Below are 24,298 nucleotides of genomic sequence, written 5' to 3'. Positions count from 1 at the left end.
CCAAAATATCACATATAAATCAATCAGTGGGGGGCATATCGATATTGAAGTCTACAGAGAACAAAGATGTGTATTCACGCTCATCCTTAGCAAAAGCCTTGGGGTTGTCACTTAAAGAATTAACGCAAGCTATGATAGAAGCTGGTTGGCTTCAGCACGTCGACAGCGAGCAAGCAGAAGCCAAGTGGTTACTGACGTCAAAAGGCGAATTTGAGGGCGGCTTTTATAAAGAAAGTGCAAAGTTTGGTCGCTACATTGTCTGGCCTAAAACGGTATTAACGCACCCGGTTATTATTGAGCTTTCACAAACACAGCTAAACACAACCGCTATTGCTAAAAATTACTCTGTATCCGCAAAAATAATGAATAAGCTATTTGCCGATCTTGGGTGGATTACGGCTTCAGGTAAGGGCTGGACAACAACAAGCGCAGGAATAGAGCAGGGAGCCTCACAGTTAAGCAGTGATTCTACAGGCATACCTTATGTCGTTTGGTCACGAGCTATTCTCAATAACTGTACACTTAAAGAGCATGTAGGCATTTATAAGGCAAATGATGATTATGTGCGTACTTTTTACTTATTTCCCGACAATAAAAAAGACGATACTCAAATATGCTATCAGGCATTGAATGGTTTATTTGTTTATAACAAAGAAGATCTTCTGATCGCCAATTTTTTACATATTCATGGTATTCGTTACACTTATCAAAGAGCAATAAATATATCTACGATAGCTGAGAGCGAGCGTACATCGACTAACTCGACACTTACTACGCACCCTATACTCTGTGACTTTTTTCTACACGATAAACCTATCTGCTTACTTATATCCCGCAACCAAGTATCTCCAGATAAACTATTGCAGCAAATGTCGCGTGAAAAAAAATTACAGCAACTGAATTACATAACTATGGGCCTGCTGGAGAGTGAAATCGAGCATATCGAGACGGTACTTCCCAAGCGTTTATTAGATTTTGGAGTGTCGCTTTATTAGGCTTTATAAAAGATGAATGGAGCGCTACAAAAAAGATGAATAAAATTCATCAGTTAAGTGATTTTTAATCGTTTGAATTTTGACCAGCTAATCTCTATCTTATGACCATCGGCGGAGTAAATCACACTGCCCCCAAACATAGATAGGAAAAATCATGAAAGCATTAATCAGTCAATTCGTCAGCCTCTTCAATCGTGTTGCTCAAAATCGTACTGCAAAAGAATTACTTAATATGAGCGATAGTCGCTTAACTGATATCGGGTTATCTCGATTCAAGCTTGAGCAGGGATCAGCGGGTTATCCGTGGAAATTAGAAGTGAATGCAGTAGTACTTGATTTTGTAGAAGCGAAAAAACTAAAAGTTTCAGATGTACAGATAATCCCACAAAGCCAAGGGCAGGTTGCTGCTTAATACGCTTTAAATCGATATGTTTGGCTTCTAGAGAGCAGGTATAGAAAGGGTCGTTTATTATTATAAACGACCCTTTTTTTATTTATGACTCCATGACCTTGTTGAGAGCATCAACTAGCTCTTCGTCGGTAAATGGCTTGCACAAAAAACCTCTCGCACCATTTTCGATAGCCTCTAAGCCCGTTGTGATATCTGATAGGGCAGAAATAACTAAGACCTTAATATCCTTATCGAGTTTTTCAATGTGTTTTATACACTGAATACCGTCCATTCCTGGCATGGTTAAATCCATAGTAACCAAATCTGGCATAAAATGCGTTGCTTTCTGCAGCGCATCGCGTCCGTTAGAGGCCGTTGCAACAACCTCCATTTTTTGATCATGTTGATAAACGCGCTCAATGCGAGAGCGAATAATATTTGAGTCATCGACAATCATTAATTTCATAAAGAAAACCTACTATACCTATTATTTATTCTGTTATGCCGACGGCGGGAGATAAATGGAAAACTGACAGTATTTTGTAACTTGTTGCTTGATTTTTAAATGTCCACCCATCGCTTTAACCATTTCATAAACGGCGCGAAGACCAACACCTCTACCTGCGTTGATGTCAACATCGGCAGTGGAAAAACCACTACTAAAAATATGTTTATTAATTTGGGTAGATGACCAATTGGCAACATCTGCTTCACTTGCGATTCCTTTGGCAACCAATTTGGCAGCTACTTTTTCTGAATCAATACCTCGGCCATCATCTTTAACATTAATTTCAAGACCGCCATTGGGTAACTCGACTGCACTAATATCAATGCGTCCAGAATCAGGTTTAGCTGCACGTAATCTTTCAGCGGGTAATTCAATACCATGAACAAGACTGTTTTTAATCAGATGCACAAAAACTGCATTGAGCTGTTGTTTACGCTGATCGTTGAGCTGAATTTCGGATAGTCCTGATGTCACCAAGTAGGCTTTTTTCTTGTATTCACCTGCAGTGTCTGAAGCTAATTGTTTGAGGTGTTTCCATTCACTACTTGAGGCGGTAGTAGCACTGCTGTCAGTGTCATTAGTCAGCCCGTACATCTTTTGCGATATCTCAGAAAGGCTTTCTACATACGAAATAAGGTATTCAAGTTGCACCGTTAGCGGTAAAAAGCTCATGCCATCCAGATTATTAATATTTCTAAGCTTTTCTAGTTCATCCTCAAAAATGTGTGCTTTTTCTGTAATAACTTTTAAATCGACAGCGGATGCTTCGCCTTTAATCGTATGGATATGAACAAAAATGTCATTAATTTTTTTGGTGAAATCCTCTTTACTGGTAACTTGATCTTTTAATATTTTATTGATTCTACCCAATGATTTAGTGCTATTGTTCAAGAATAGTTTTAAGGTTGATGAATTGATTTTCATCAATGCAATAAGTGTTTTAACTTGTTCTTCGTTTTTATTTTCGGTGATTTCAAGCTTGTTCTGTAACAATACTTTGTCAGTAATATCTTTCACAGAGACGAGAATATCGCTGATAACGCCACTTTTAGTTACCCGGTAAAAGTTAAAACTCAAATATTTTTCTTGTATCGTCCCATCTAAATTATCGATCTGTACATGCAGCTCTTTTAGTGGATTAAGATCCATAATCAGGCTGGCGACAACTTTAGGGTTAAATAAGGATTTTAAAAATAGATCGATATTTTTAACATCTTTTGCCGAAATAATATTACTCATAACTTCGGAGATATCTCTGCCACCAATTTCATTCGTTCCTAATATTGATTCCAATTCATTTGAATACTCACTACCGATGGAATTATCTTTGTGAACAAGGAAAAGCCCTTCTTGTACGGTATTCAAAATTCCTCGAGCTTCTTCCCGCGCGCTTTCTAGTTCAATATCGGAGCGGGTTAATTGCCGTACAATAAAGAATAAAATGAGTATCAAACTAAGCGCCGTAAGAATAATACCGGCGATTTGAACAGCACGTAATAAACTCACTTGCTTGTCACTTTCTTGCTGTAATCTTAGAGAGAACTGGTCGCTTAAACCGCGGATATTTAGTCGATTAAGTCCACTAATAGCTCCTTGGTCATGAAGTACTGAGCCATAAAATTGATACTTATTGAAATAAGCTTTGGTATCTTTGGGTTGTGCACTGGGGTTGAGTGCTGGTTGGATGTGGCGTTGATACTCTAACCATAAAGGCCATATATCATTAATACGTCGAGCTGTTTGAGGATCTTTCTGAGGCTCAATGGTAATAACATCTAATTTGTTAAATTTACCAATACTAACGACCGGTAATTCACCACCGTCCTTAAATGCTAAGAACCGCTTATTGAGCAGATCGACTGTTTCTTTTAGCCTGTTTTGTGCAAAGTTAGACGCTTGCCCAGTATTGTATTGCCCGTTAATAATGTAAAGGTCACTAATTGTTTGGTTGAGTAGAGAGGTCTGCTCAAACGCGGTATTAATGATTTGCGTATCTTTCTCTAGCTGGTTTGATACATATAAACTTAGCATCATAATGCTAACAACCAGTAAGGAAAACAGCGATAACGAAACGATTAAAAATCGATACTTTTTATAGCCAGTGTGTGTGTTTGTTGAAGAAGTGCGGGGGGCGTTCGTTGTATTTAAATCATTCATAACATCACATCTATATGTTGATTTGGGTTTAGGTCAAGCATTAATCAATAACGGGTAATAATATAAGCAGTTATAATTTTGTCTGTTTTTCACATTAACTCATTAGCATTACTATGCTATGTCAAACAAGCTAAAAATTAATAGATAGAACTTGTAAGTATATGAATTTTAGTAATTTATTATTATATCGATCCACTCGTAAGGTAAAGCAAAAAAATTGTTTATCCTATATAATGTATCAATTCTATCAAAAATATACTCTTTTTGGCGCCTAAAGGCTAATAATTTCTTATTTATTGAAAAAATGAGCTTTTTTTCATAAATGGCGTTAGAATGTGAAGTCTGTCACAATTAATTTGTGAGTTAGCCAGCCGATCCTATTTGTAACCAGCTAGCGAGTGCTTATGTCTAAAGAATTATTAGAAGTATTTATTGACGGTGCCATCCGTTATTTCCAACACACCTCCGATAAAGATGTAACAACGGGCGTTCCTTACCTCATTGGAAATGATGATCCTGTTGCTTATGACTTTACAGGTCTAATTGGTATTACTGGCTGCATGAAGGGTTGTGTCTATTTTACCGCACCGACTATTCTTCTAAAGCACTTGCTTATCAGCATGGGAGAAGAAAATACAGAAAAGGACAATATAGCCGACATGGTAGGAGAGGTTGCTAATACGATTTCGGGAAATGCCCGAAGCACTCTAGGCGATGATTTTATGATTTCTGTACCTGTTGTCATTGAAGGCAAGCCGAGCAATATACACCTACCGCGTGAATCACGCTCTTATGTGATCCCTATCCAATGGAAAAAATACACTTCTGCCGTGGTTGTTTGTTTCGATAACAAATAGTAAGTATTAATACGGTAGCGAATACTAATCTCTACGCAAGTGGTCTTTTACCGCAATAGGGTTAGGTAGGTTAAACACAACAATATAACTCGATATTAAAAACGTCATAATGGCCGTTGCCTGTATTAAGGTAGAGGCCTTCTCGCTAATTAGTGCTCCATTAAAAGCAACCAATGCTATCAATAGAGAAAACTCGCTAATCTGCCCCAGGCGAAAGCCAATATCCCATGCTAAACCGGTTTTTTCGCTTTGTCTTCCTAACAATAATCGGAAAGTCGCAGGCTTAAGTAGAAGCATTGTCCCTCCAAGCAAAGTGGCAGCAATAATTACTTCGGGCAGCAGTAGTAAATTAAAGCTTGCGCCTAATGAAAAGAAAAATAGAATTAAAAAGAAGTCTCTTAACGGCTTTAAGTTAATAGCGATGTATTGAGAAATAGGGCTTGTCGCCAAACTGATACCCGCAATAAAGGCGCCAATCTCAGCAGATAAGCCTAATGCCTCTGATAGCTCTGCTAAACCAAGGCACCATCCTAGTGCTAACAAGAAAATATACTCATGAAATCGATCAAACTTTTGTATAAGGTACTGCAAGACATAGCGCACAAATAGCCATGCAAATAAGCCGACGAGAGGAAGGGAAGCCACGGTCATACCAAATTGCGGTAAATTAACTTTACCGACGTCACCGCTAAGTAAAATCATCAAACACAAAATCGCTAAAAAATCCTGTAGCAATAATAAGCCAACGAGTAATTCTCCGCTGCGCTTATGATGTAGTGCCGTTGTGGGTAATAATTTAATGCCAATAATGGTACTGGAAAACATCATCGCCATTCCAATTACCATGCACTCTACTGGCGTGTAGCCAAATAATACGCCAATACCGTAACCACAAGCTGCAAATAGCCCAGAGCTGAGTAGGGCAACGGGGGTTACTTGTTTGATTACCGATACCAGTGCCTTGGGCTGCATATCTAAACCCAAAAGAAATAGCAGAAAAATAATACCGATACGGGATATTTCGCTAATCAGGTCCACGCTGGTCATTAGCTGTAAGCCATAGGGGCCAAATAGTGCACCTAATACGATATAAGCGACCAAGAGTGGCTGCTTGGTATAAAGCGCGAGCGTTGCTATAACGGCAGCACCACTAAAGATAAGAAAAAAAGATTGAAAAAGACTAATTTCCATAGAATGGCCACAGCGGGTAATGAAATGTTTATTTTTATTATAGTACGGGAGTCTGCCAGCAAAATCTTTAGTAAGGTGATTTAATTGATCGGTATTTATTAAATCACCTTACTAAGGTCTGACTTTTAGCTTGCGCTCAACATTGGAAGAGCGGAGATTGGAGCCTCAAAAACATTAAGCGCTAAGCGCGGCGGCGAAAGAGGGGGGTAGGCTTATCAACACTCACTTGGTAACCATCAGAGAAGTCATTTAGCGATTCAACAGCCGAGGCAACATCAATATCCTCAGCCAAATCAAATGATGAAAAGCCGCAGCGTTGTAAGTAGCATAATTGATCGCGAATAATTGCTCCCGTTGCTCGCAGTTCACCGGTGAACTGATAACGTTCGCGTAACAATCTTGCGATAGAAAAGCCTCTGCCGTCCATGAAAGCAGGAAAATCGATAGCAATAAGCGCAAAACGCGCTACGTCTTCATGCTTGTTATCTATATCATGATCGCCAGCTATCAATAAGCCTAGCGTACCATTACTTAGCTGATCAGATAGCGCTGCTTGATTTTTCTGCCATACATCATAAGGCACAATAATGTAGTGTTGCGACCAATCTGTGTGCTCTGCATCAACGATAGTCCACTGATTATCAACAATTTTTCCGTTATTGATAATAGAAGGGTTATTTGGCATAAACACGCTCCTTAAATGGCGCTAAGCCAATGCGGCTGAAAGTATCAACAAACAGTTCGTCTGTTTGCCTATTTTCAACAAATACATTCAAAATAGTGGCGATAGTATCGGGAATTTCTGCTTCACCAAAGGCAGGGCCAAGCACTTTGCCTAAAGCCGTGTTTTCGGAAGCATTGCCTCCTAACTGAATTTGATAAAATTCCTTGCCCTTTTTATCAACACCTAAAATGCCAATATGCCCCACGTGATGGTGGCCGCATGCGTTCATACAACCAGAAATGTTTAAGTCGATATCACCAAGATCATAAACATAATCCATATCTTCAAAGCGCCGCTGAATGGCTTCGGCGACAGGGATAGATTTTGCGTTGGCTAAAGAACAGAAATCACCGCCAGGGCAGCAAATTACATCCGTTAGCGTTCCTATATTTGGAGTTGCAAAACCAGCGGCTTTTGCCTCCTTCCATAGACTCAATAAATCGGATTTTTTTACATCTGCCAGCACGATATTTTGATCGTGAGTTGTGCGTGCTTCACCGAAACTATATTTGTCGGCAAGTTCCGCAATCGTTTCTAATTGCTTATCCGTCACGTCACCCGGTGCAACACCGGTTGGCTTCAGCGCTAATACAACAGCAGCATAGCCCGGTACTTTATGAGCGCATAAATTACGATCCAACCATTTGGAGAAGGCTATATTTTCTGCAGCTATAGCATCAACGGCGGCTTGTTCGACGGCGTCATCTAGCGATACATAAGCCGGTGAGGTAAAAAACGACCGGCATCTTTCTATCTCTGCTTGTGTGAGCGTGGCTTCACCCCCTTCAAGATGTGACCATTCTGCTTCAACTAATTCGGTAAACTTCTCAACACCCAACGCTTTAACCAGTATTTTAATGCGCGCCTTATATTTATTATCTCGACGGCCTAACAAATTATAAACACGCAAAATCGCATCAAGATACGTTAACAAATCTTTTTCGGGTAAGAACTCACGTACGAGAGAGCCGATGACCGGTGTTCTTCCTAGGCCGCCACCAACGATAACACGAAAACCCACTTGCCCCTCAGCATTGGTAACCACTTTGAGGCCGATGTCGTGCACGTTAATTGCCGCGCGATCGGTGCTAGAACCTGTTACCGCAATCTTAAATTTCCGAGGCAAGAAAGCAAATTCTGGGTGAAGTGTTGACCACTGACGGATAATTTCGCAATAAGGGCGAGGGTCAATTTCTTCATCGGCAGTGATGCCGGCTAACTGGTCTGATGTAGTATTTCGAATGCAGTTGCCGCTGGATTGTGTCGCATGCATTTCAACTTCAGCAAGTTCTGTCAAAATATCCGGCACATCAGCAAGCTCTGGCCAGTTAAGCTGGATATTTTGTCGCGTTGTAATATGCGCATAGCCTTTGTCATAGTCGCGAGTGATTCGTGCTAAGCGGCGCAATTGAGTGCTATTAATCATTCCATAAGGTACGTTAATACGTAACATTGGCGCTAAACGCTGAACATAAAGCCCATTTTGTAGACGCAGAGGCAAAAACTCTTCATCTTTTAACGTGCCGCTTAGAAAGCGTTGAGTTTGGTCGCGAAATTGCTCGATACGCTGAGTAATAATTTGGTGGTCGTAAGAGTCGTATTGGTACATAGCTACCTAAATAGATGCCGTAAACCGGCTAAAAAGTGGGATGTAGGCCATAAAATTTAAGGCGAGGAGGATACACGAAAAGCCTATAAACAGCGATCTTCCCTAAAGAATATTTACGCAGAAGGTTATAGCATAAAGTTATAGTGTGGAAATTGTCTTTATTAGAACAGGCCAGAAATATCTATTCGGAGACTTATTTTGCACCAGCTATTAATAGACTATTTAGCTAATAACTCATAGCACGGTTTGTACTCACCTTTTAACTTCATTCTTCCTTGCTCGACAAAAGAGACGAGCAGCTTATCGAGAGCGTCAATCATATCGGTATCACCCTTAAGCTGATAGGGGCCTCGAGACCGAATGCGTTCAATACCTTCGGCCTTAACATTACCCGCCACAATCCCCGAAAAGGCACAGCGTAATTCTGCTGCAAGCGTATGGCTTGATTGCTCACGATGCAACGCAAGATTGAGCATATTCTCATGACTAGGAATAAACGGTTTTTGAAAGGCCTCTGGTACAAGCAGTGACCAATTATAAGCATAGGACTCGCTATGTTTTCTGCGATAACGATGCACAGCCTCAATACCTTGAGACATACGTTGACCCACTAACTCGGGGTTATCTGTGATAATTTCATAATATTGAGTTGCCTCATCACCCAAAGTAAAGCGAATAAAGGCATCAAGGCTCGCAAAGTAATCAGCGCTAGTCGCAGAAGCCGCAAAAATTAGTGGGAAGCTAACTTGCTGGTTATCTGGGTGCATTAACAAGCCAAGAATATAAAGGACCTCTTCGGCTGTACCCGCGCCACCGGGAAAAACAATAATTCCATGCGACAGTCGCACAAAAGCCTCTAAACGTTTTTCAATATCAGGCAAGATCACTAGTTCATTAACCGTCGGGTTAGGGGACTCAGCAGCAATAATACCGGGTTCGGTAATACCGATATAACGGCCATCACTAATATGCTGTTTGCCGTGGCTCACTACCGCGCCCTTCATAGGGCCTTTCATGGCACCAATGCCACAGCCTGTGGCGATACTTAGACCGCGTAAGCCCAACTCATAACCGACCTTTTTGGTGAAGTCGTATTCGTGGCGAGGAATAGAATGCCCGCCCCAGCAAACCACAAGCTGCGGCCGTATATTGGGTCTAACAACACCGGCATTGCGCAAAATACGAAATACCGCATCGGTAACGCCTTCACTAGATTCAAGATCGAATCGACCACCCAATGCCATTTTGTGGTGGGTGTAAACAATATCGCGTAGCACCGAAAATAAATGCTCGCGAATACCGTAGATAATTTTCCCATCAACAAATGCCGAGGCAGGCGCGTTCACCAACTCCAGCTTTATTCCTCGGGATTCAGGAATAACATGAATAGCAAAATCAGAAAATTGCGTATTAACGGCAGTAATATCGTCTTCATTACTATCGGTATTAAGGATGGCGAGTGCGCACTGTCGAAAAAGCGCGTAAGTATGGCCTTCGGCATTCATCACTCCGCTGATTTCACGATGTGATAAAAGGTCTAAGCTGCGCGTGGGACGAACGTAGCTGATGGGTATTTTAGCTGAGGCTGCTGATAGGGTATTGGGCTCTGAAGAGTACGTCATAATCTATGCCTACTATTATAATTATCAGTAATTTATAGCGCACTCTTCACGTGTTTTAAATAGAAAGTGCGCTATCCTTTACTTCATTATAGTTCAGCATTGTGATAAACGTTTTGTACATCATCTAAATCGTTGAGCATATCGAGAAACTTCTCGAACATCTCTATATCATCACCCTCAACAGGCGTCGTGTTTTGTGGAATAAATTGAATTTCATCGACGTCAAACTCAATGCCATCAAACGTATCAGTTAACGCTTGTTTAGCTTTAAAGTATTCCGTGTGGGGGGCAAAAACCGTAATTTTAGTACTATCATCTTCAGACGAATCATCGCTTTCAATGTCGGTAACATCGACATCGGCCATCATCAAGGCTTCTAATACAGCCTCTTCGTCATCGCCGCTAAAAACAAAAATAGCACAGTGATCAAACATATGGCTAACACTGCCTTGTGTCCCAATTTTACATTTTGTTTTGGTAAAACAAATACGCACATCACCAAAGGTGCGATTGGGGTTGTCGGTGAGACAGTCAACAATCACCATCGTGCTGCCAGGACCGTAGCCCTCATAGCGTGCTGTCGCAAAATCTTCACCGCCACCACCTTTGGCTTTATCTAAAGCTTTTTGAATGACATGGCTAGGCACCTGATCTTTTTTTGCACGATCCATCATGCTCCGCAAGGCTAGATTACCATCAGGGTCAATGCCGCCAGCTTTGGCGCATACATAAATTTCTCGCCCATACTTACTGTAAACCTTGGCTTTCGCGTCAGAGGTTTTCGCCATTGATTCTTTACGGTTTTGATATGCTCTACCCATTATTCTTTTCCAATGCTGTAAAAAGCCAAAGATTTTAACGTTATATCGCGGAACGTGAAACCATTATCTAATTATTTGGTCTACCTGCCATATAAAGCATGGTGGGGTTTATTAACAACACCAACAATAAAACCTGTGGTGCATTCTGAGCTAAATTGCATTTATAGAACAAAAGAGCAGGTTATTTCTTCGGCAACACGCTGTAAATATATCCTATAAACTTCGTGGCAGCTTCCCTGCTGCCAAGAGTTGCTGAAGAAATAACCTGCTCTTTTATTCGAAGTTTTAGAGTACACCACAGGTATAGATAAAATATATCTATGCCATTAATGGCTTTGATTATGTTTTTAAAAGCAGCAGCGTTATGATGCTGCCATCTTTCAATCATATCGAGAATTTATCATGTCTTACGATTACGACTTATTTGTGATTGGCGCAGGTTCTGGCGGCGTACGCGCTAGCCGTATTGCTGCCAGCCTTGGTGCTAAAGTAGCCGTTGCAGAAGATTTATACCTTGGTGGCACTTGCGTTAATGTGGGCTGCGTTCCCAAAAAACTATTTGTTTATGGCTCGCACTTTGCGGAAGAGTTTGAAGCCGCTAAAGGTTTTGGCTGGAATGTTGGTAGCAGCACGTTTGATTGGCCGACATTAAGAGACAATAAAACCAAAGAAATAGAGCGCCTTAATGGTATCTATGACCGCATGTTACAGAATGCCGGTGTTGAAATTATTCACGGGCGGGGTGTAGTGGTTGATGCTCACACGGTCGCAGTCGGCGGCAAGCAATATACCGCCGAACGTATTCTAGTAGCCGTTGGCGGTTGGCCGATGGTGCCGGACATTCCGGGTAGTGAACACATTATCAGCTCTAACGAAGCCTTTTATCTTGATAAATTCCCTAAGAGAGTGATTGTTGTTGGCGGCGGCTACATTGCTGTTGAGTTTGCCGGTATTTTCCAAGGCTATGGCAGTGACACTCACTTACTCTACCGTGGCGATATGTTCTTGCGAGGCTTCGATGACGACATTCGCGAATTTACCGCCGATGAAATGCGTAAAAAGGGTGTTAATCTTCACTTTAATACCAATGTGACTGCGATTGAAAAACAGCAAGATGGTAGCTTATTAGTGACTCTAACGGACGGCTCTACCAAAGAAGTTGATGCCATCATGTATGCAACGGGTCGTAAACCTAAAACAGCGAATCTTGGCTTAGAAAATACTCACGTTGAGCTTACCGCGAATGGCAGCATTGTTGTCAATGACGATTTTCAAACCGCAGAACCTTCTATCTACGCTGTCGGCGATGTGATTGATCGTATGCAATTAACTCCCGTAGCACTAGCAGAAGGTATGGCATTAGCACGAAACCTCTATGGCCGAAAAGAGAATGACGCAAAACATACGGTTGATTACGACTTTATTGCTACAGCGGTATTTAGTCAGCCCAATATTGCCACCGTGGGTTATACCGAGGCGCAAGCCAAAGAAAAGCTGGGATCAGTTGCCGTGTATAAGTCAGAATTTAAGCATATGAAACACACGCTCAGTGGATTAGAAGAACGAACCTTTATGAAGCTGCTGGTTGATCAAACAACAGATAAAGTGGTGGGCTGCCACATGGTTGGTGCAGACGCAGGGGAGATTATTCAGGGTTTAGCGGTCGCGATTAAAGCAGGAGCGACAAAAGCAGACTTTGATAATACTATCGGCATTCATCCTACCGCTGCCGAAGAATTTGTTACGATGCGCGAACCCGCTTATATTTTATAGCAAGCTATCAGGGGGTTAACCTCAACCCCCTTACAAAACATCAAATCTAGATTAACTATAAACTCTAATCATTTGAAATAATTAGAGTTTATAGCTATATGACGTACTTACGATTTACCCACGTGCAAACCACATTCGCGGTCTTTTAACACTTTGGTTGGGTCATTGTAATCTTCCTCAATAGGTAAATCGTGCTCAACCAAATATTCTTCTAGGTCAAGCTCGGTCCAATAAAACATCGGAGCGACTTTGATCAAGCCAGTACTGATATCCTGAGTAACAATATCCAACGAATCCCTGAAAGGGGTTTGCTCTTTACGAATCGCCGTTAACCACACCTCCGGCGAAAACTCTGCCATTGCGCGACCAAAAGGCTCTAACTTCACTTCTCGCGTAAACTCATCATGGGCGGCTTCGTCGTCGATACTAGGAATACCACCATATACTGTAGCGCGCCTTTTAGCGGTAACCTTGGGCGTGTAGTAATGCATATCCAACGCTAAACGCTGAATCAGGCCTTCAGCAAAACGATAAGTCGCTTCGGTATTATAGCCATGATCAACACAGATCACCGGCAATGCCTTATCTTCCGTCGACGCCATATGTAATATCGCGGCTTCGTGAGGGCCAAAATTAGTCGTGACAATGGCTTTTTTCCCTAAGCCAAGAGCCCACTTAACAATTTCTGTAGGGTGCTTGTCTCTAAGTTGCGCATTAATACTCGCAAAATCAATAGTCGTCATGGTTATCAATATCTCTTTGTCGTCGTCAAATAATGGCCGCTATAGTAAAGCTGAGACCAATAAATAGAAAGCCTCCTATGACGCCATAGTAAGACTGATTACTTATATTCTTATATGATGAACTTCTGAATGAGCGCCTTTTTCATACACCTATAAACAGGGAAGGGCTGATTCTTTCGCCTGTAGACAAGCAAACCTGTTAACATGCGCTCCTTTTTAACAAATCACATAACAGCGTGTAGACCACTGCACAGTTAAGTGATTTCACTAACAACCATTTCATTATTAATTAGGACCACTTACCATGACCGACCCTATCAAACGCAGCCGCCGCTTACGCAAAAAACTTTACCTTGATGAATACGCGATTATGGGTTTTGAATTTTCTTGCAAAATAGATCTAAGCGAAGAAGCTGACTACGGTGCATTTTTTGATAACTTCGCAGGGCAAGTAGAAGACCGTAACTTGTTTGTAAGCCTCGATGGCAACGAAGACTTATTTGAAGGCTTTGTGACTTCAGGTGACCGCTATGGCTCAGCAACCGAAGAAGACCGTAAAGCGATTGAAGAAGCGCTATCGGGTTACAAAATAGTCAGTGATATCACTATCGGTAAGCTGGTTGACGCTTGTTACGAAATGTAAGTCATTCCGGTGAAAACCGGAATCTAATAAATGTCTGTCGCTAGAAGGGTGCGGGATTAAGTTCGGCATAATGAAATTGTAAAAAACCTTTAAATTCAGATTTTTACGAGAGCAGTTTAAACTGCTCTCTAATGCTTTCTTGATATAACCATCCTCTAGCGACCGCCTTTTTTAATCACCGTTTGGCTGGCTTTATTCTTTTTGTTTAATCGTTTGCCACGTTCTATTTTCTCGACCAAACTTCGTCGATTATTGGCGGTATATTGATGACGATTAATCCGTTTAATTTTTTGGCCGATCAAGCGTTGTATCGCATCCAGCGCCCGCTCTTCTTCACGGCTGACTAATGAAATAGCATAGCCTTTATTGCCTGCACGCCCCGCACGCCCTATGCGGTGCACATAATCTTCCGCCAAAAATGGCAAATTATAATTAACAACGTATTCTAAGCCTTGAATGTCTAGCCCGCGCGCAGCCACTTCTGTTGCGATAAGTACCTGAATTTTTGCTGATGAAAAATCAGCCAATGCACGGCGTCTCGCCCCTTGTGTTTTATCTCCGTGACAAATAGCAGCAGGGACTTTTTGTTTTTTTAAGCTCTCGAGCAGTGCATCGGCTTGCTGTTTGGTACTAGTAAAAACTAAGACTTGATACCAGTTATATTCCTCTAACAGCTCATTAAATAAGCGAATTTTCTGCTTTTCTTCAATTGCGTACACTGTGTGTTCGACGGTATTTGCGGTTGAATTAGCTTTATCAACACGGATTTCTTGATGATTATGTAATAGTTTGTGGGCGAGGGCGGACACATCGCCTGAAAGCGTTGCAGAAAATAACAATGTTTGGCGCTGTTTAGCGGTACCTTTTAATAAGGTGTATACATCATTGACAAAACCCATGTCGAGCATTCGATCCGCTTCATCGAGTACAACAAATTTAACCTGCGACAAATGCGTATGGCACTGGGTCACTAATTCTAATAAGCGCCCCGGTGTCGCAATTAATATATCCACCCCTGATTGTAGCTTGGTGGCTTGTTTATCGATTTTAACACCACCAAAAACCGCGAGCGTTTTAAAGGGCAAGAACTGAGCATACTGCGACACAGTTTTCGCTAACTGTTCAGCTAACTCTCGTGTGGGTGTCAGAATCAACATTTGAGGTGAGCGACCCTCGGCTTCTGTTACCTTAGCGGCATCCTGCATTCGCTGTAACAAAGGGAGTGTAAACGCGGCGGTTTTCCCCGTACCGGTTTGTGCACAAGCTAAAAGATCTTTGCCGCGACTCGCGGGCACCATCGCTTGCGCTTGAATAGGCGTCATTTGGCGATAACCACAAGACTTTATCGCTTGTTGTATTTCTGGGGAGAAGTGAAGGGATGAAAATTCCATAAAATCAATAATACACCGTTTAAAAATGCGTATTATAAGCGGTTTATGTAACCGTGGGGAGAATCGTTTCGTTGGATGCTTCCGGTTGAATATTTGATGTACAAGAACAGGCGCTTTTATCGACAAAAGTGATGGCTAAATCAGCAGGTACTGGCTTGCTTAAATAATAGCCTTGGAATAGATGCGCCCCTAATTTGGTAAGAAAGGAAAGCGAATCACTATTTTCAACACCTTCAGCGGTAACACTAAGGTTCATCGAGTCAGCTAAAGCAATAATCGCCTTAGTGATTTTGGCATCTTTACTATCCGTATATAGATCATCCACAAATGATTTATCGATTTTAATATGATCAAACGGGTAGTTTTGCAAATAACTGAGTGATGAGTAACCCGTACCAAAATCATCGAGAGATAGGCGAATCCCATAACTCTTTATATCATTCAGTATTTTTTTCACTTTTTGTGGCTTATCGATAATAACGGTTTCTGTTATTTCCATGACAATGTGCTTAGTATCTACATCATACTTTTCATAAATACTTTTAATGGTCGAAGAAAACGAATCATCCAAAAGCTGCTTGGGGGAAACATTAAAAGCAATAAAGCCATTATCAGGAAAGGAACCACTCGATTGCCAAAATTTCAGTTGCTGGCAAACACTGTCGAAAACCCAAGTTCCCACTTCCGACATCATATTTGTTTCTTCTAAAATAGGGATAAACTTTTCAGGTCTAACAATTTTATTGGTATTATCATAAAAGCGAAGTAGGGCTTCAAACCCGATAACGCAATCTTTTTGAATATCAAACACAGGTTGATAAAAAAGTTGGTAACGCTCACGGTTAATCGCGTGCCGTAATTGATTAATTAATGAAACGCGCTCCTTTGAATCATCATCTAGCTTCGATGTAAATAGTTGGTAATTATTTTTACCTTCTCGTTTCGCTAAGTAAAGAGCAGTATCCGCTTGCTTTAATACTTTTTCCGGCGAGCTATCAAAATGTGTACCCTCCGAAATGCCAACACTTACTGTCATAAAAACTTCGTGATCATTGACCATATAAGATTCAGCAATCGCATCGATAATTTTTTGTGCCACTAAAGCGCTATTATTGTCATGGTCATCTTTCCCTAGCAGTACAACAAATTCATCGCCGCCAAAACGCGCTACTGTATCATTACGTCGCAATGTATTAATCAGTCGATCAGCCACCTGCTGTAAAAGCACATCGCCCGCATCGTGCCCTAAGGTATCATTAACATCTTTAAAGCCATCTAAATCTAAAAATAGCAATGAGATTAAGGAGTCATCACGCTCGGATAAATAAAACGCTTGCTGCAAGCGATCCTGAAATAAATTACGATTCGCTAAGCCGGTCAACCCGTCATATTCTGCGATATGACGAAGTTTCTCTTGGTGTAATAATCGCTCAGTGACATCTGCAAATGAGCCTAAAAAACCTTCGACATTACCCGACTCATCAAATAGTACGCGCATATTTAACTCAACCCAGCGCGTTTGCCCAAGCGGTGATACTAGTCGAAACTCCTTTTGATAGTCATTGCCCACTTGTAGTGCGTCGCGTAATTCATCCAATACACCTTTAACATCATCGCTATGAATAGCATTAATCCATAGTTGGCCACTGCTTTCCTCTTTTGTCAGGCCAGTAAATTCATGCCACTTATCGTTGGCATACACACAGCACCAACTAATATCGATGCGAATGATGCCCACAGGCACTAAGTGGGTCAGAGCGCTTAGCTCTTGTGATGCTTGATGATACTCATCCGCCTTTTCTCGTATTGCCGTAATATCATGAATTTGTAGCGTAGTGTATTGCTGATTGCCGTGGGTATAGCGGAACACTGTGAGGTTGATCAAAAAACGTTCGCCATCAATACGCTGAGCAGTTTCTTCTTCCCACAAGCGAGGGGTGGTAATTGGTTTCTCTGAACCATAAGGAAGATGTTGCTTTGACCACTGAAAAAGTGACTCAAAATTAGGGATAAGCGATTGAATAGATAAACCCGACAAGCTTATTGCATCGATGCTCTGAGAAGACCGAAAAAACATATCTCGTGCAGCAGGGTTACTCGTTAATATTTTATCTTCAGGTGAGACCACCAAAATAGCGGTAGGAGACCACGAAAACAAACTACTTAAATAGCGATTGCTGGCAATTTTTTTATCGAGCCCCTCTATTTGGCCATTGATAGATTCTGCACTTTGTAGCGTGCAAATAATTGACCCCAATAAAGGCAATACTCGCCTGACGGTACTGCCTTGGTAGTCGTCCATACGTTTTGACAATATACAGATAGCACGCAAGCCGTTGTGGCTAACAATGGGAAGAATCATTAACGATTGTAATGGTTCTGGATCGATAAGCAGCTTTTGATAGCTGGCTGATATTGGCGCATTAAAAAATGTGGGGCGCAGCGGTAGTGCTTTTTGTTTTATCCAGCGCTGGATAACAGTTTCTCGACAGAAGGGGGTGTTATTTTTTGAACAGAACAATGAAAATAACGCGCCATCTTCTGTTATTGGTAACGAACCGGCTTCGTTTGCTAACAAAATGACACCAAAATCACTTTGGGTTAAATTCATTACATGCTCTAGCAACAATGAAAAGATCTTAGAAGAAGCTTGGGGGTCAAATAATAGATTTTGAATATCATCAATGGCCGAACGTACAGCCTGATCACTGCGACGATTATTAATTTTAGTGACCGCATGAGTACGTTGAATAGATACATTAGAATTCATGAGTGACCTTTATCCGTTTCTGGCACAACACACGTTTGCCAGTAATGGCTGTGATACTTTAATTGCGCATAAAGGCGGTAGAAAAGTAGATTCACAAATTGGCAACCGACATATTTTAATACTTTCTGCGACAGTTTTATGTGAACTACCTCAAACATTATTCTTTACCCTTGAGACAAAAGGGTATTTTATATCCTTTCAAATACTTAAAGTATAGTATATGCGCCCTAAAAGCCAACTATGCCATTAACAGACCGTTATATAGTGGTATTAAAACGACCTTTATCTTTAGCGGTGATTAATATGAGCAGTAAAAAAGCAAAAGTTATCAAGCAAAGTGTCCCTGATCACCCTAGTGTTTTACCCACACACTATATAGGCATTGGTGCTTCTGCCGGTGGTCTAGAAGCGCTCCAGAGCCTTTTGCAAAATTTACCGAAAGATACAGGCGCTTGTTTCGTTATTGTTCAACATTTGTCACCTGACTTTAAAAGTATGATGCTTGAATTATTAAGTAAGCATACTTCCATGGAAATATTAAATGTACAAGATGGGATGGCGGTAAAACCCAATACTATTTACTTAATCCCCCCAAAGAAAAACATGATGGTCGCCCAAGGCGAATTACTATTATCAGACAGAGTGCCAGACTCTGGCCTTAATTTACCCATTGATATTTTCTTTCGTTCACTATCTGAAGATCAGCAGCATAAAGCCATCGGTATTATTTTATCGGGTACCGGCTCAGATGGTAGCCGAGGCATTAAAGCACTGAAAGAAGCGGGGGCGTTAGTCATCGCTCAAGACCCTGAAAGCGCCAAATTTGATGGCATGCCTAATAGCGCGATTAATACCGGCATTGTCGACCTCATTCTTCGCCCAGAAGATATGGGCGCTAAATTAGAATCCTATATACAGCATCCTCTAGTCAGTGGAGATTCCAGTGTCCTGCGTGACAGCATGGAAACAAATGAAGATGTCATGGCCGAGATTCTCAATGTGCTTAAGATGAAAAGCGAAATTGATTTTGCTAAATACAAACCATCGACGGTTGCTCGCCGTATTGAACGGCGGATGACTATTAAGCAGGTCACTTCATTACAAGAATATCTCACCTTACTCTTTAAAGAACCTTACGAAGTACAGGTTCTCAGTAAAGAATTGCTGATTGGTGTTACGCGATTTTTTCGGGACGACGATGCCTTTAATCACTTAAAACAAGAGATCATTCCTAACTTAGTTAAAAACTCTACAGAGAAAACACCAATACGTGTGTGGACAGCTGCGTGCTCTACCGGAGAAGAGGCCTACTCAATCGCAATTCTTTTTGCAGATGAATTAGAAAAACAAAAAATTAAGCGTCAAATTAAAGTTTTTGCTACCGATGTGAATGCCGATGCCATTAGCGAAGCCAGTAATGGTATTTATAATGAAGACATTACAAATGATGTTAATGCAAATGCGCTGTCTAAGCATTTCTTAAAAACGACAGCAAACACTTACCAAGTGCATAAAAATATTCGCCAAATGGTGATATTTGCAACACATAATATGATTACTGATCCGCCATTTTCTAATATGGATCTGGTCACTTGCCGTAATGTCTTAATTTATTTTCAACACAGTGTACAAAAACGTGTGCTTACATCGCTGCATTTTTCTCTCAAAAAAAATGGCTATTTATATTTAGGCTCTTCTGAAAACTTAGGTGATTTAGCACCGCATTTCGAAGTTATTCACGAACGCAATAAAATTTATCGCAAGCGCAGCAGTGTAAGAATACCTATTGGCAATTCACCTCCGCCATCATCAGCCGTACAATCCTCAACGCAACCGATACCTTCAGTGAGTCGACTCATGAAAAACTATCGAGGAGGTAATAGCGTAGGTTCAACTATTAGCTTTGCCAACGAAGCACTAATTACACATTATGCCCCGCCTTGTATATTGCTTAACGAAGACCATCAAGCGCTGCATGTTTACGGTGATGTCAGCGGTTTCGTTAGACGATTGCCACCTGGGCGAATTAGTACTGATGTTAAAGACTTAGTGAATGACGATATTAGTATAGCGGTTTCGTCTGCACTGCAACGTGCACAGCAAACCGGCAAAGAAGTTTATTATAGTGATGTATATACGCAATCAGGCGATTCACCAATAGGGCTCAATTTGCGTGTTAGTTATATTAAAGAGCATGAACTAGAAAATTCACCGGGCTATTTCTGGGTGGTTTTTGAACAAAGCGATGATAATAAAGATAGCCACGATACCGTCAAGCTCGTTTCTTTTGATGCCGCTGAGCAGTCGCGCCAACGTATTGAAGATCTTGAACTTGAACTCAAACGCAGCAAAGAGCATTTACAAGTAACGGTAGAGGAGCTCGAAACAACCAACGAAGAGTTGCAATCAGCCAATGAAGAATTAATGTCGGCCAACGAAGAGTTACGAAGCACTAACGAAGAATTACAATCAGTTAACGAGGAACTGTATACCGTTAACTCAGAATACCAAGAAAAGATCGCTGAAATATCTCAAGCCAACGGTGATTTAGATGAAGTGCTGGGCTTATCGAAAATAGGGATTATTTTCCTCAACGAAAACATGTTGATACGTCGCTACACCCATGCGGTTACCGATTACATTAATTTACTAGAAACTGATGTTAATCGACCTTTTCATCACATTTCCAAAAATATTAAATACGACAATATGCTATCGGATGTATCGCATGTATTTACTTCAGGCAAGCCAAAAGAGCATGAAATTACCTTGCCTGACAAGCGAGTATTGAGAGTTTCGATTAACCCCTACAGCTATAACGATGTTGCACAAAGTGAAGGAGTTGCGGTTACCTTCTCGGATATTTCGAAAGTAAAATATACAGAAATGGGAATGTCTGTCGCCTACAAAGGCCTACGAAACAGTATTAATAATGCATTAGAAATATTAGATACAACACCTCAGCCCAAAAAACTGAAAGCACTGATGCTTGATGATAACGCCGGTGATTTAGAGCTTATTAAACAGTCATTACTTGGAATAACAGAATGTGATATTTCTGTTTTCGAATCAAAAAATATTCATTCTGCATATAGCCATCTTAACAAACAAAATATTGATATTTGTTTAGTGGATTACAACCTGAATAACGAAACGGCGCTAGATTTTATTAACGGACTAGCCAACCACGATATTGATGTTCCCGTTATTGTGATAACGGGCGATAGCGACAGCCATGACGAACTTAACGCTATTTTACTATCACATGGCGCGCTTGACCTCATTGACAAAAAAGATGTTACCTCACAACTTTTATTGAGAAGCATTAGATATGCTATTCGCCGTCGACAAATTGATAACCAAATCACTAATTTGTTGCCGACAGCGGGCGATAGTAACGATTGATTTTGAATAAATGATGCTAATTGCGGCGTAAGGCTATTTTACCTCACGTAATTTACCGGATGCCGCCCGTTTTTTGTTTTCACTCTGTACATAAATTGTATCGGTTGTTGCCATGCTTGCATGGCCTAAATCTTCCGATAAATCTTTTAGGGCTCGACCACGCTCTATTTCCATACTGGCGCCTGTGTGACGCAACCAATGAGTAGAAGCTTCTAATAATTTTCTAGCGGCATCTTCTCCCTGCTGTTGTTGCATTTTTGCATAAGCTTTATCGAAAACTTCTTGCACCAATCGTGTTAAATGTCGTGCAGTCATACCGCCTTGACCACGAATTTTTTCAACGATGGGAGATGTATCGTAAGAAGAGGGGAGTGAGGGTAATGCTCGATGAATACGATAGCGTTTTAAATAATCAATATATTGCGTAGGCACACTAACATCACGTAACTTTCTTCCTTTCCCATACACTTTTAACCACCAATTTTTGTCTTCGTCTTGCCAAAAGTGTCGCATTTCTGGCGACCAGTCTTTACGCTCAGAAAGTTCTGATATGCGCAAAAATAATGTTTTTAAGCTGGCGACGATAAATAATGTGCGCTCATAAGCATGATCTTCAGCAGCTAAATGCGTTGCTATGTCTAATACATATTGCCACTGATCTTCTGTGAGGCGACGTATTTTTTTAACCTGAGCATCGGCGATAAAGTAACGGCAATCTGATTTGGCAATTTGCGCAGGGTTGCCATAGCACAGTTCTTCGTTCATTAAATATTTATAAAACGCGATAACACCCGTAAAAAGCGACTTGAGTGTTTCTTGTGATGGCTTGTATTTTTTCTTATCTAATGTTGCTGGATCTTGGCCTTTAAACGCCTTCATCCTAAATGGTAGCCACTTGGGGTTTGTTTTGTATTCGCCATTAAGCCATTGAAATCGGTCATAAGCGGCTAAACCAATCCAGTTAAGCGGCGGTTTCCAACAGAAATCAACATACTCAAGAATGTCACTTTTTTTGAGTCCATCCATTGGTAGGCTTTTGACTAAAAATAACCACAGTAAAAAGCGTTCAGTTTCACTACGAAATCGATTGTAAGTATGCTCAGACTTATTTCTACCCACATATTGTAAAAATGATAATCCCCATTGCCAATGTTGCATACGCCAAGGTTGTTCATCTGCGGCATTTAAAAAAGAAAACAAGAATGGATATTCAGTTAACTGAATATCTTTTAAAGCATTGTAAGTTGGATATAACGGTACTGGTGCAGGAAATGACATAGGTATCAATCACTATTTAGTGTTTGATGTCATTGTATTGCTTTATTTTACTATAGTCTACTACTTAACAGTATTAGACATAAACAGAATATGTAGTACTTGGCTTTCTTCCCGCCTACCAATATATTGTTCTAAACCAATTACAGCTACGTTTACAGAGCTATTGGATCAATAGTGCATCAACCTTATCAACTACTCGCTTAATTCTTTCTGTAGCCTCGATTTTTCCCATATTGCGTGAAAGAACTTTGGCTGCGTCTCGATAAGAACGTTCATTAATTAGCTGTTCTACATATAGAATAAGATCATCGGGTGAATCTTCTTGAGTAAAAACAACTCCCGCTTTAGCTGCTTTTACGCGGTAATCAGACATCGTTTGTTCCATTTGCATAGGTAACATTAATAGAGGTTTACCTACTTCGAGAAATGCTTCTAATAAATTTCCGCCATGTAATATGGCAAAATCGCATTGGTTTCTTATTGTATCAATCTGATAAGGCTTATCGCTAAAAGTCATTTTTTTAGATGAATAGCGTTGCATTAGTGTGTGAGATAAACGATCAATATAAATCAAGAATTGCGCCTCACTTGATTGGCACGCAGATAATACCGCTTCCAAAAAACGATATTCTTGTTTTAAATAAATAAAGCCTTTAGGCGCTGTACTACCGTAAGGCCAATGGACATGGTCTGTCCCTATGCTCTTACTTTGAATAACACCAATAAACTCTGTATTAGCCTTACTTTCACGTTGATAAACGTCTAATTGTTTGTCTGTCGTTAGGAAACTATGGCTTACTTGATATATCTCATAGAAATTTTTAATTGGTGGTGCACCTATAGCCTTCATTGCCTTATTGCAGTTTTCAATTATCAGCTTTTCAGATTTGACTAACCGTGCCTTGCTTCTATCAATTGAATCTTTACTCCTTTGGTGCTCTAAAAAACGATATTCAGGCGTAGGCGATACCGAAGGTAAAACTGTGAAACTATTTCCAAAAAGTATTTTTGGAATATTTAATGATCTGGCGGCCAAAAGCGCAGTAGGTGAATGGTCGGCAATCAACAAATCTGGCCGGATAATATCAAATAGATTTTTCCAAGCCTTTACTAGCCCTATTAAGCCATTTGGCTTTAAATAACCTAAATGAAATAGGGTTTCAACAAAATTGAGCTCTCCAGGTTGTTTGGATAACCTAGGCGACCACACGGGCGCTTGCAAGAATTCCAAATGGCTCTCGGGAAACAGCAATTCTATTCGCGAGACATCACGAACAATAAATACGATGCGATAATTTTCTTTCTGTAAAGCGGTTATTAATGGTAGGAAAGTACTAAGATGCCCTAGCCCGCCGCCAAGCTCCCAAGTAATTGCTATCGTTTTTATCATATCGGGTCAGAGTAAAAATACAGTGTTAGG

At 40.8% G+C, this 24,298-nt stretch carries 18 protein-coding genes; 6 read left to right on the top strand and 12 right to left on the bottom strand.

The window, feature by feature from the left end; translation table 11 throughout:
• The first annotated feature begins 68 nt into the window (after positions 1-68).
• Positions 69-995: a hypothetical protein gene (locus ACZ5O6_RS06050; protein WP_464283552.1), complete on the top strand. Its 927-nt coding sequence runs from the start codon at positions 69-71 to the stop codon at positions 993-995.
• 154 nt (positions 996-1,149) lie between these two features.
• Entirely contained in the window at positions 1,150-1,407 is a 258-nt protein-coding gene (locus ACZ5O6_RS06045) for a DUF1127 domain-containing protein (RefSeq protein ID WP_447090930.1), read from the top strand.
• 82 nt (positions 1,408-1,489) lie between these two features.
• Here the strand turns inward: ACZ5O6_RS06045 and ACZ5O6_RS06040 are convergent, their stop codons facing one another.
• Positions 1,490-1,852 carry a response regulator gene (locus ACZ5O6_RS06040; protein WP_447090929.1) on the bottom strand — a complete coding sequence of 121 codons (363 nt, stop codon included), beginning with the start codon at positions 1,850-1,852 and terminating at the stop codon, positions 1,490-1,492.
• 33 nt (positions 1,853-1,885) lie between these two features.
• On the bottom strand, positions 1,886-4,051 hold the full coding sequence (locus ACZ5O6_RS06035) for an Hpt domain-containing protein (protein ID WP_447090928.1): 2,166 nt from the start codon (positions 4,049-4,051) through the stop codon (positions 1,886-1,888).
• Between the two features lie 404 nt (positions 4,052-4,455).
• Here ACZ5O6_RS06035 and ACZ5O6_RS06030 point away from each other — a divergent pair, with 404 nt between their 5' ends.
• Positions 4,456-4,908, top strand: coding sequence for a chemotaxis protein CheX (locus ACZ5O6_RS06030; protein ID WP_447090927.1), 453 nt, complete (start codon positions 4,456-4,458; stop codon positions 4,906-4,908).
• A 24-nt stretch (positions 4,909-4,932) separates the two neighbouring features.
• On the opposite strand, the gene ACZ5O6_RS06025 is transcribed toward ACZ5O6_RS06030, so the two are convergent.
• The 5 genes from ACZ5O6_RS06025 to ACZ5O6_RS06005 form a co-directional block, all read right to left on the bottom strand.
• On the bottom strand, positions 4,933-6,099 hold the full coding sequence (locus ACZ5O6_RS06025) for a cation:proton antiporter domain-containing protein (protein ID WP_447090926.1): 1,167 nt from the start codon (positions 6,097-6,099) through the stop codon (positions 4,933-4,935).
• Positions 6,100-6,280: 181 nt separating this feature from the next.
• On the bottom strand, positions 6,281-6,784 hold the full coding sequence (locus tag ACZ5O6_RS06020; protein ID WP_447090925.1) for a DUF934 domain-containing protein: 504 nt from the start codon (positions 6,782-6,784) through the stop codon (positions 6,281-6,283).
• Positions 6,774-8,432 (bottom strand): nitrite/sulfite reductase, encoded by a 1,659-nt coding sequence (locus tag ACZ5O6_RS06015; RefSeq protein ID WP_447090924.1) that lies wholly within the window; start codon positions 8,430-8,432, stop codon positions 6,774-6,776. Before ACZ5O6_RS06015 ends, ACZ5O6_RS06020 begins: the two co-directional genes overlap by 11 nt.
• Positions 8,433-8,650: 218 nt before the next feature.
• Positions 8,651-10,054, bottom strand: a complete 1,404-nt coding sequence (ppnN, locus tag ACZ5O6_RS06010; protein WP_447090923.1) for a nucleotide 5'-monophosphate nucleosidase PpnN — start codon at positions 10,052-10,054, stop codon at positions 8,651-8,653.
• An 86-nt stretch (positions 10,055-10,140) separates the two neighbouring features.
• Positions 10,141-10,875: a YebC/PmpR family DNA-binding transcriptional regulator gene (locus ACZ5O6_RS06005; protein ID WP_447090922.1), complete on the bottom strand. Its 735-nt coding sequence runs from the start codon at positions 10,873-10,875 to the stop codon at positions 10,141-10,143.
• Positions 10,876-11,277: 402 nt separating this feature from the next.
• On the opposite strand from ACZ5O6_RS06005, the gene gorA reads away from it, so the two are divergent.
• Complete coding sequence (gene gorA, locus ACZ5O6_RS06000; protein WP_447090921.1) at positions 11,278-12,648, top strand: glutathione-disulfide reductase; 1,371 nt, start codon at positions 11,278-11,280, stop codon at positions 12,646-12,648.
• A gap of 107 nt (positions 12,649-12,755) precedes the next feature.
• Here the strand turns inward: gorA and ACZ5O6_RS05995 are convergent, their stop codons facing one another.
• Positions 12,756-13,391: a phosphoadenosine phosphosulfate reductase domain-containing protein gene (locus ACZ5O6_RS05995; protein ID WP_447090920.1), complete on the bottom strand. Its 636-nt coding sequence runs from the start codon at positions 13,389-13,391 to the stop codon at positions 12,756-12,758.
• A 304-nt stretch (positions 13,392-13,695) separates the two neighbouring features.
• Here ACZ5O6_RS05995 and ACZ5O6_RS05990 point away from each other — a divergent pair, with 304 nt between their 5' ends.
• On the top strand, positions 13,696-14,034 hold the full coding sequence (locus ACZ5O6_RS05990) for a YggL 50S ribosome-binding family protein (protein WP_447090919.1): 339 nt from the start codon (positions 13,696-13,698) through the stop codon (positions 14,032-14,034).
• A gap of 155 nt (positions 14,035-14,189) precedes the next feature.
• Here ACZ5O6_RS05990 and ACZ5O6_RS05985 read toward each other — a convergent pair whose 3' ends face one another.
• Positions 14,190-15,425, bottom strand: a complete 1,236-nt coding sequence (locus tag ACZ5O6_RS05985) for a DEAD/DEAH box helicase (RefSeq protein ID WP_447090918.1) — start codon at positions 15,423-15,425, stop codon at positions 14,190-14,192.
• Between the two features lie 43 nt (positions 15,426-15,468).
• Complete coding sequence (locus tag ACZ5O6_RS05980; protein WP_447090917.1) at positions 15,469-18,195, bottom strand: sensor domain-containing protein; 2,727 nt, start codon at positions 18,193-18,195, stop codon at positions 15,469-15,471.
• A gap of 240 nt (positions 18,196-18,435) precedes the next feature.
• Between ACZ5O6_RS05980 and ACZ5O6_RS05975 the strand changes: the two genes are divergently transcribed.
• Positions 18,436-21,600, top strand: a complete 3,165-nt coding sequence (locus tag ACZ5O6_RS05975) for a chemotaxis protein CheB (protein WP_447090916.1) — start codon at positions 18,436-18,438, stop codon at positions 21,598-21,600.
• A 33-nt stretch (positions 21,601-21,633) separates the two neighbouring features.
• Here the strand turns inward: ACZ5O6_RS05975 and ACZ5O6_RS05970 are convergent, their stop codons facing one another.
• Both ACZ5O6_RS05970 and ACZ5O6_RS05965 read right to left on the bottom strand, forming a co-directional pair.
• Complete coding sequence (locus tag ACZ5O6_RS05970; protein WP_447090915.1) at positions 21,634-22,878, bottom strand: tyrosine-type recombinase/integrase; 1,245 nt, start codon at positions 22,876-22,878, stop codon at positions 21,634-21,636.
• 160 nt (positions 22,879-23,038) lie between these two features.
• Complete coding sequence (locus ACZ5O6_RS05965) at positions 23,039-24,268, bottom strand: glycosyltransferase family protein (RefSeq protein WP_447090914.1); 1,230 nt, start codon at positions 24,266-24,268, stop codon at positions 23,039-23,041.
• Positions 24,269-24,298: the final 30 nt, after the last annotated feature.

The sequence above is a fragment of the Eionea flava genome (assembly GCF_055393785.1).
Note: the sequence above shows the minus strand (reverse complement) of the source record. Positions and strands in the feature narration are given on the sequence as shown.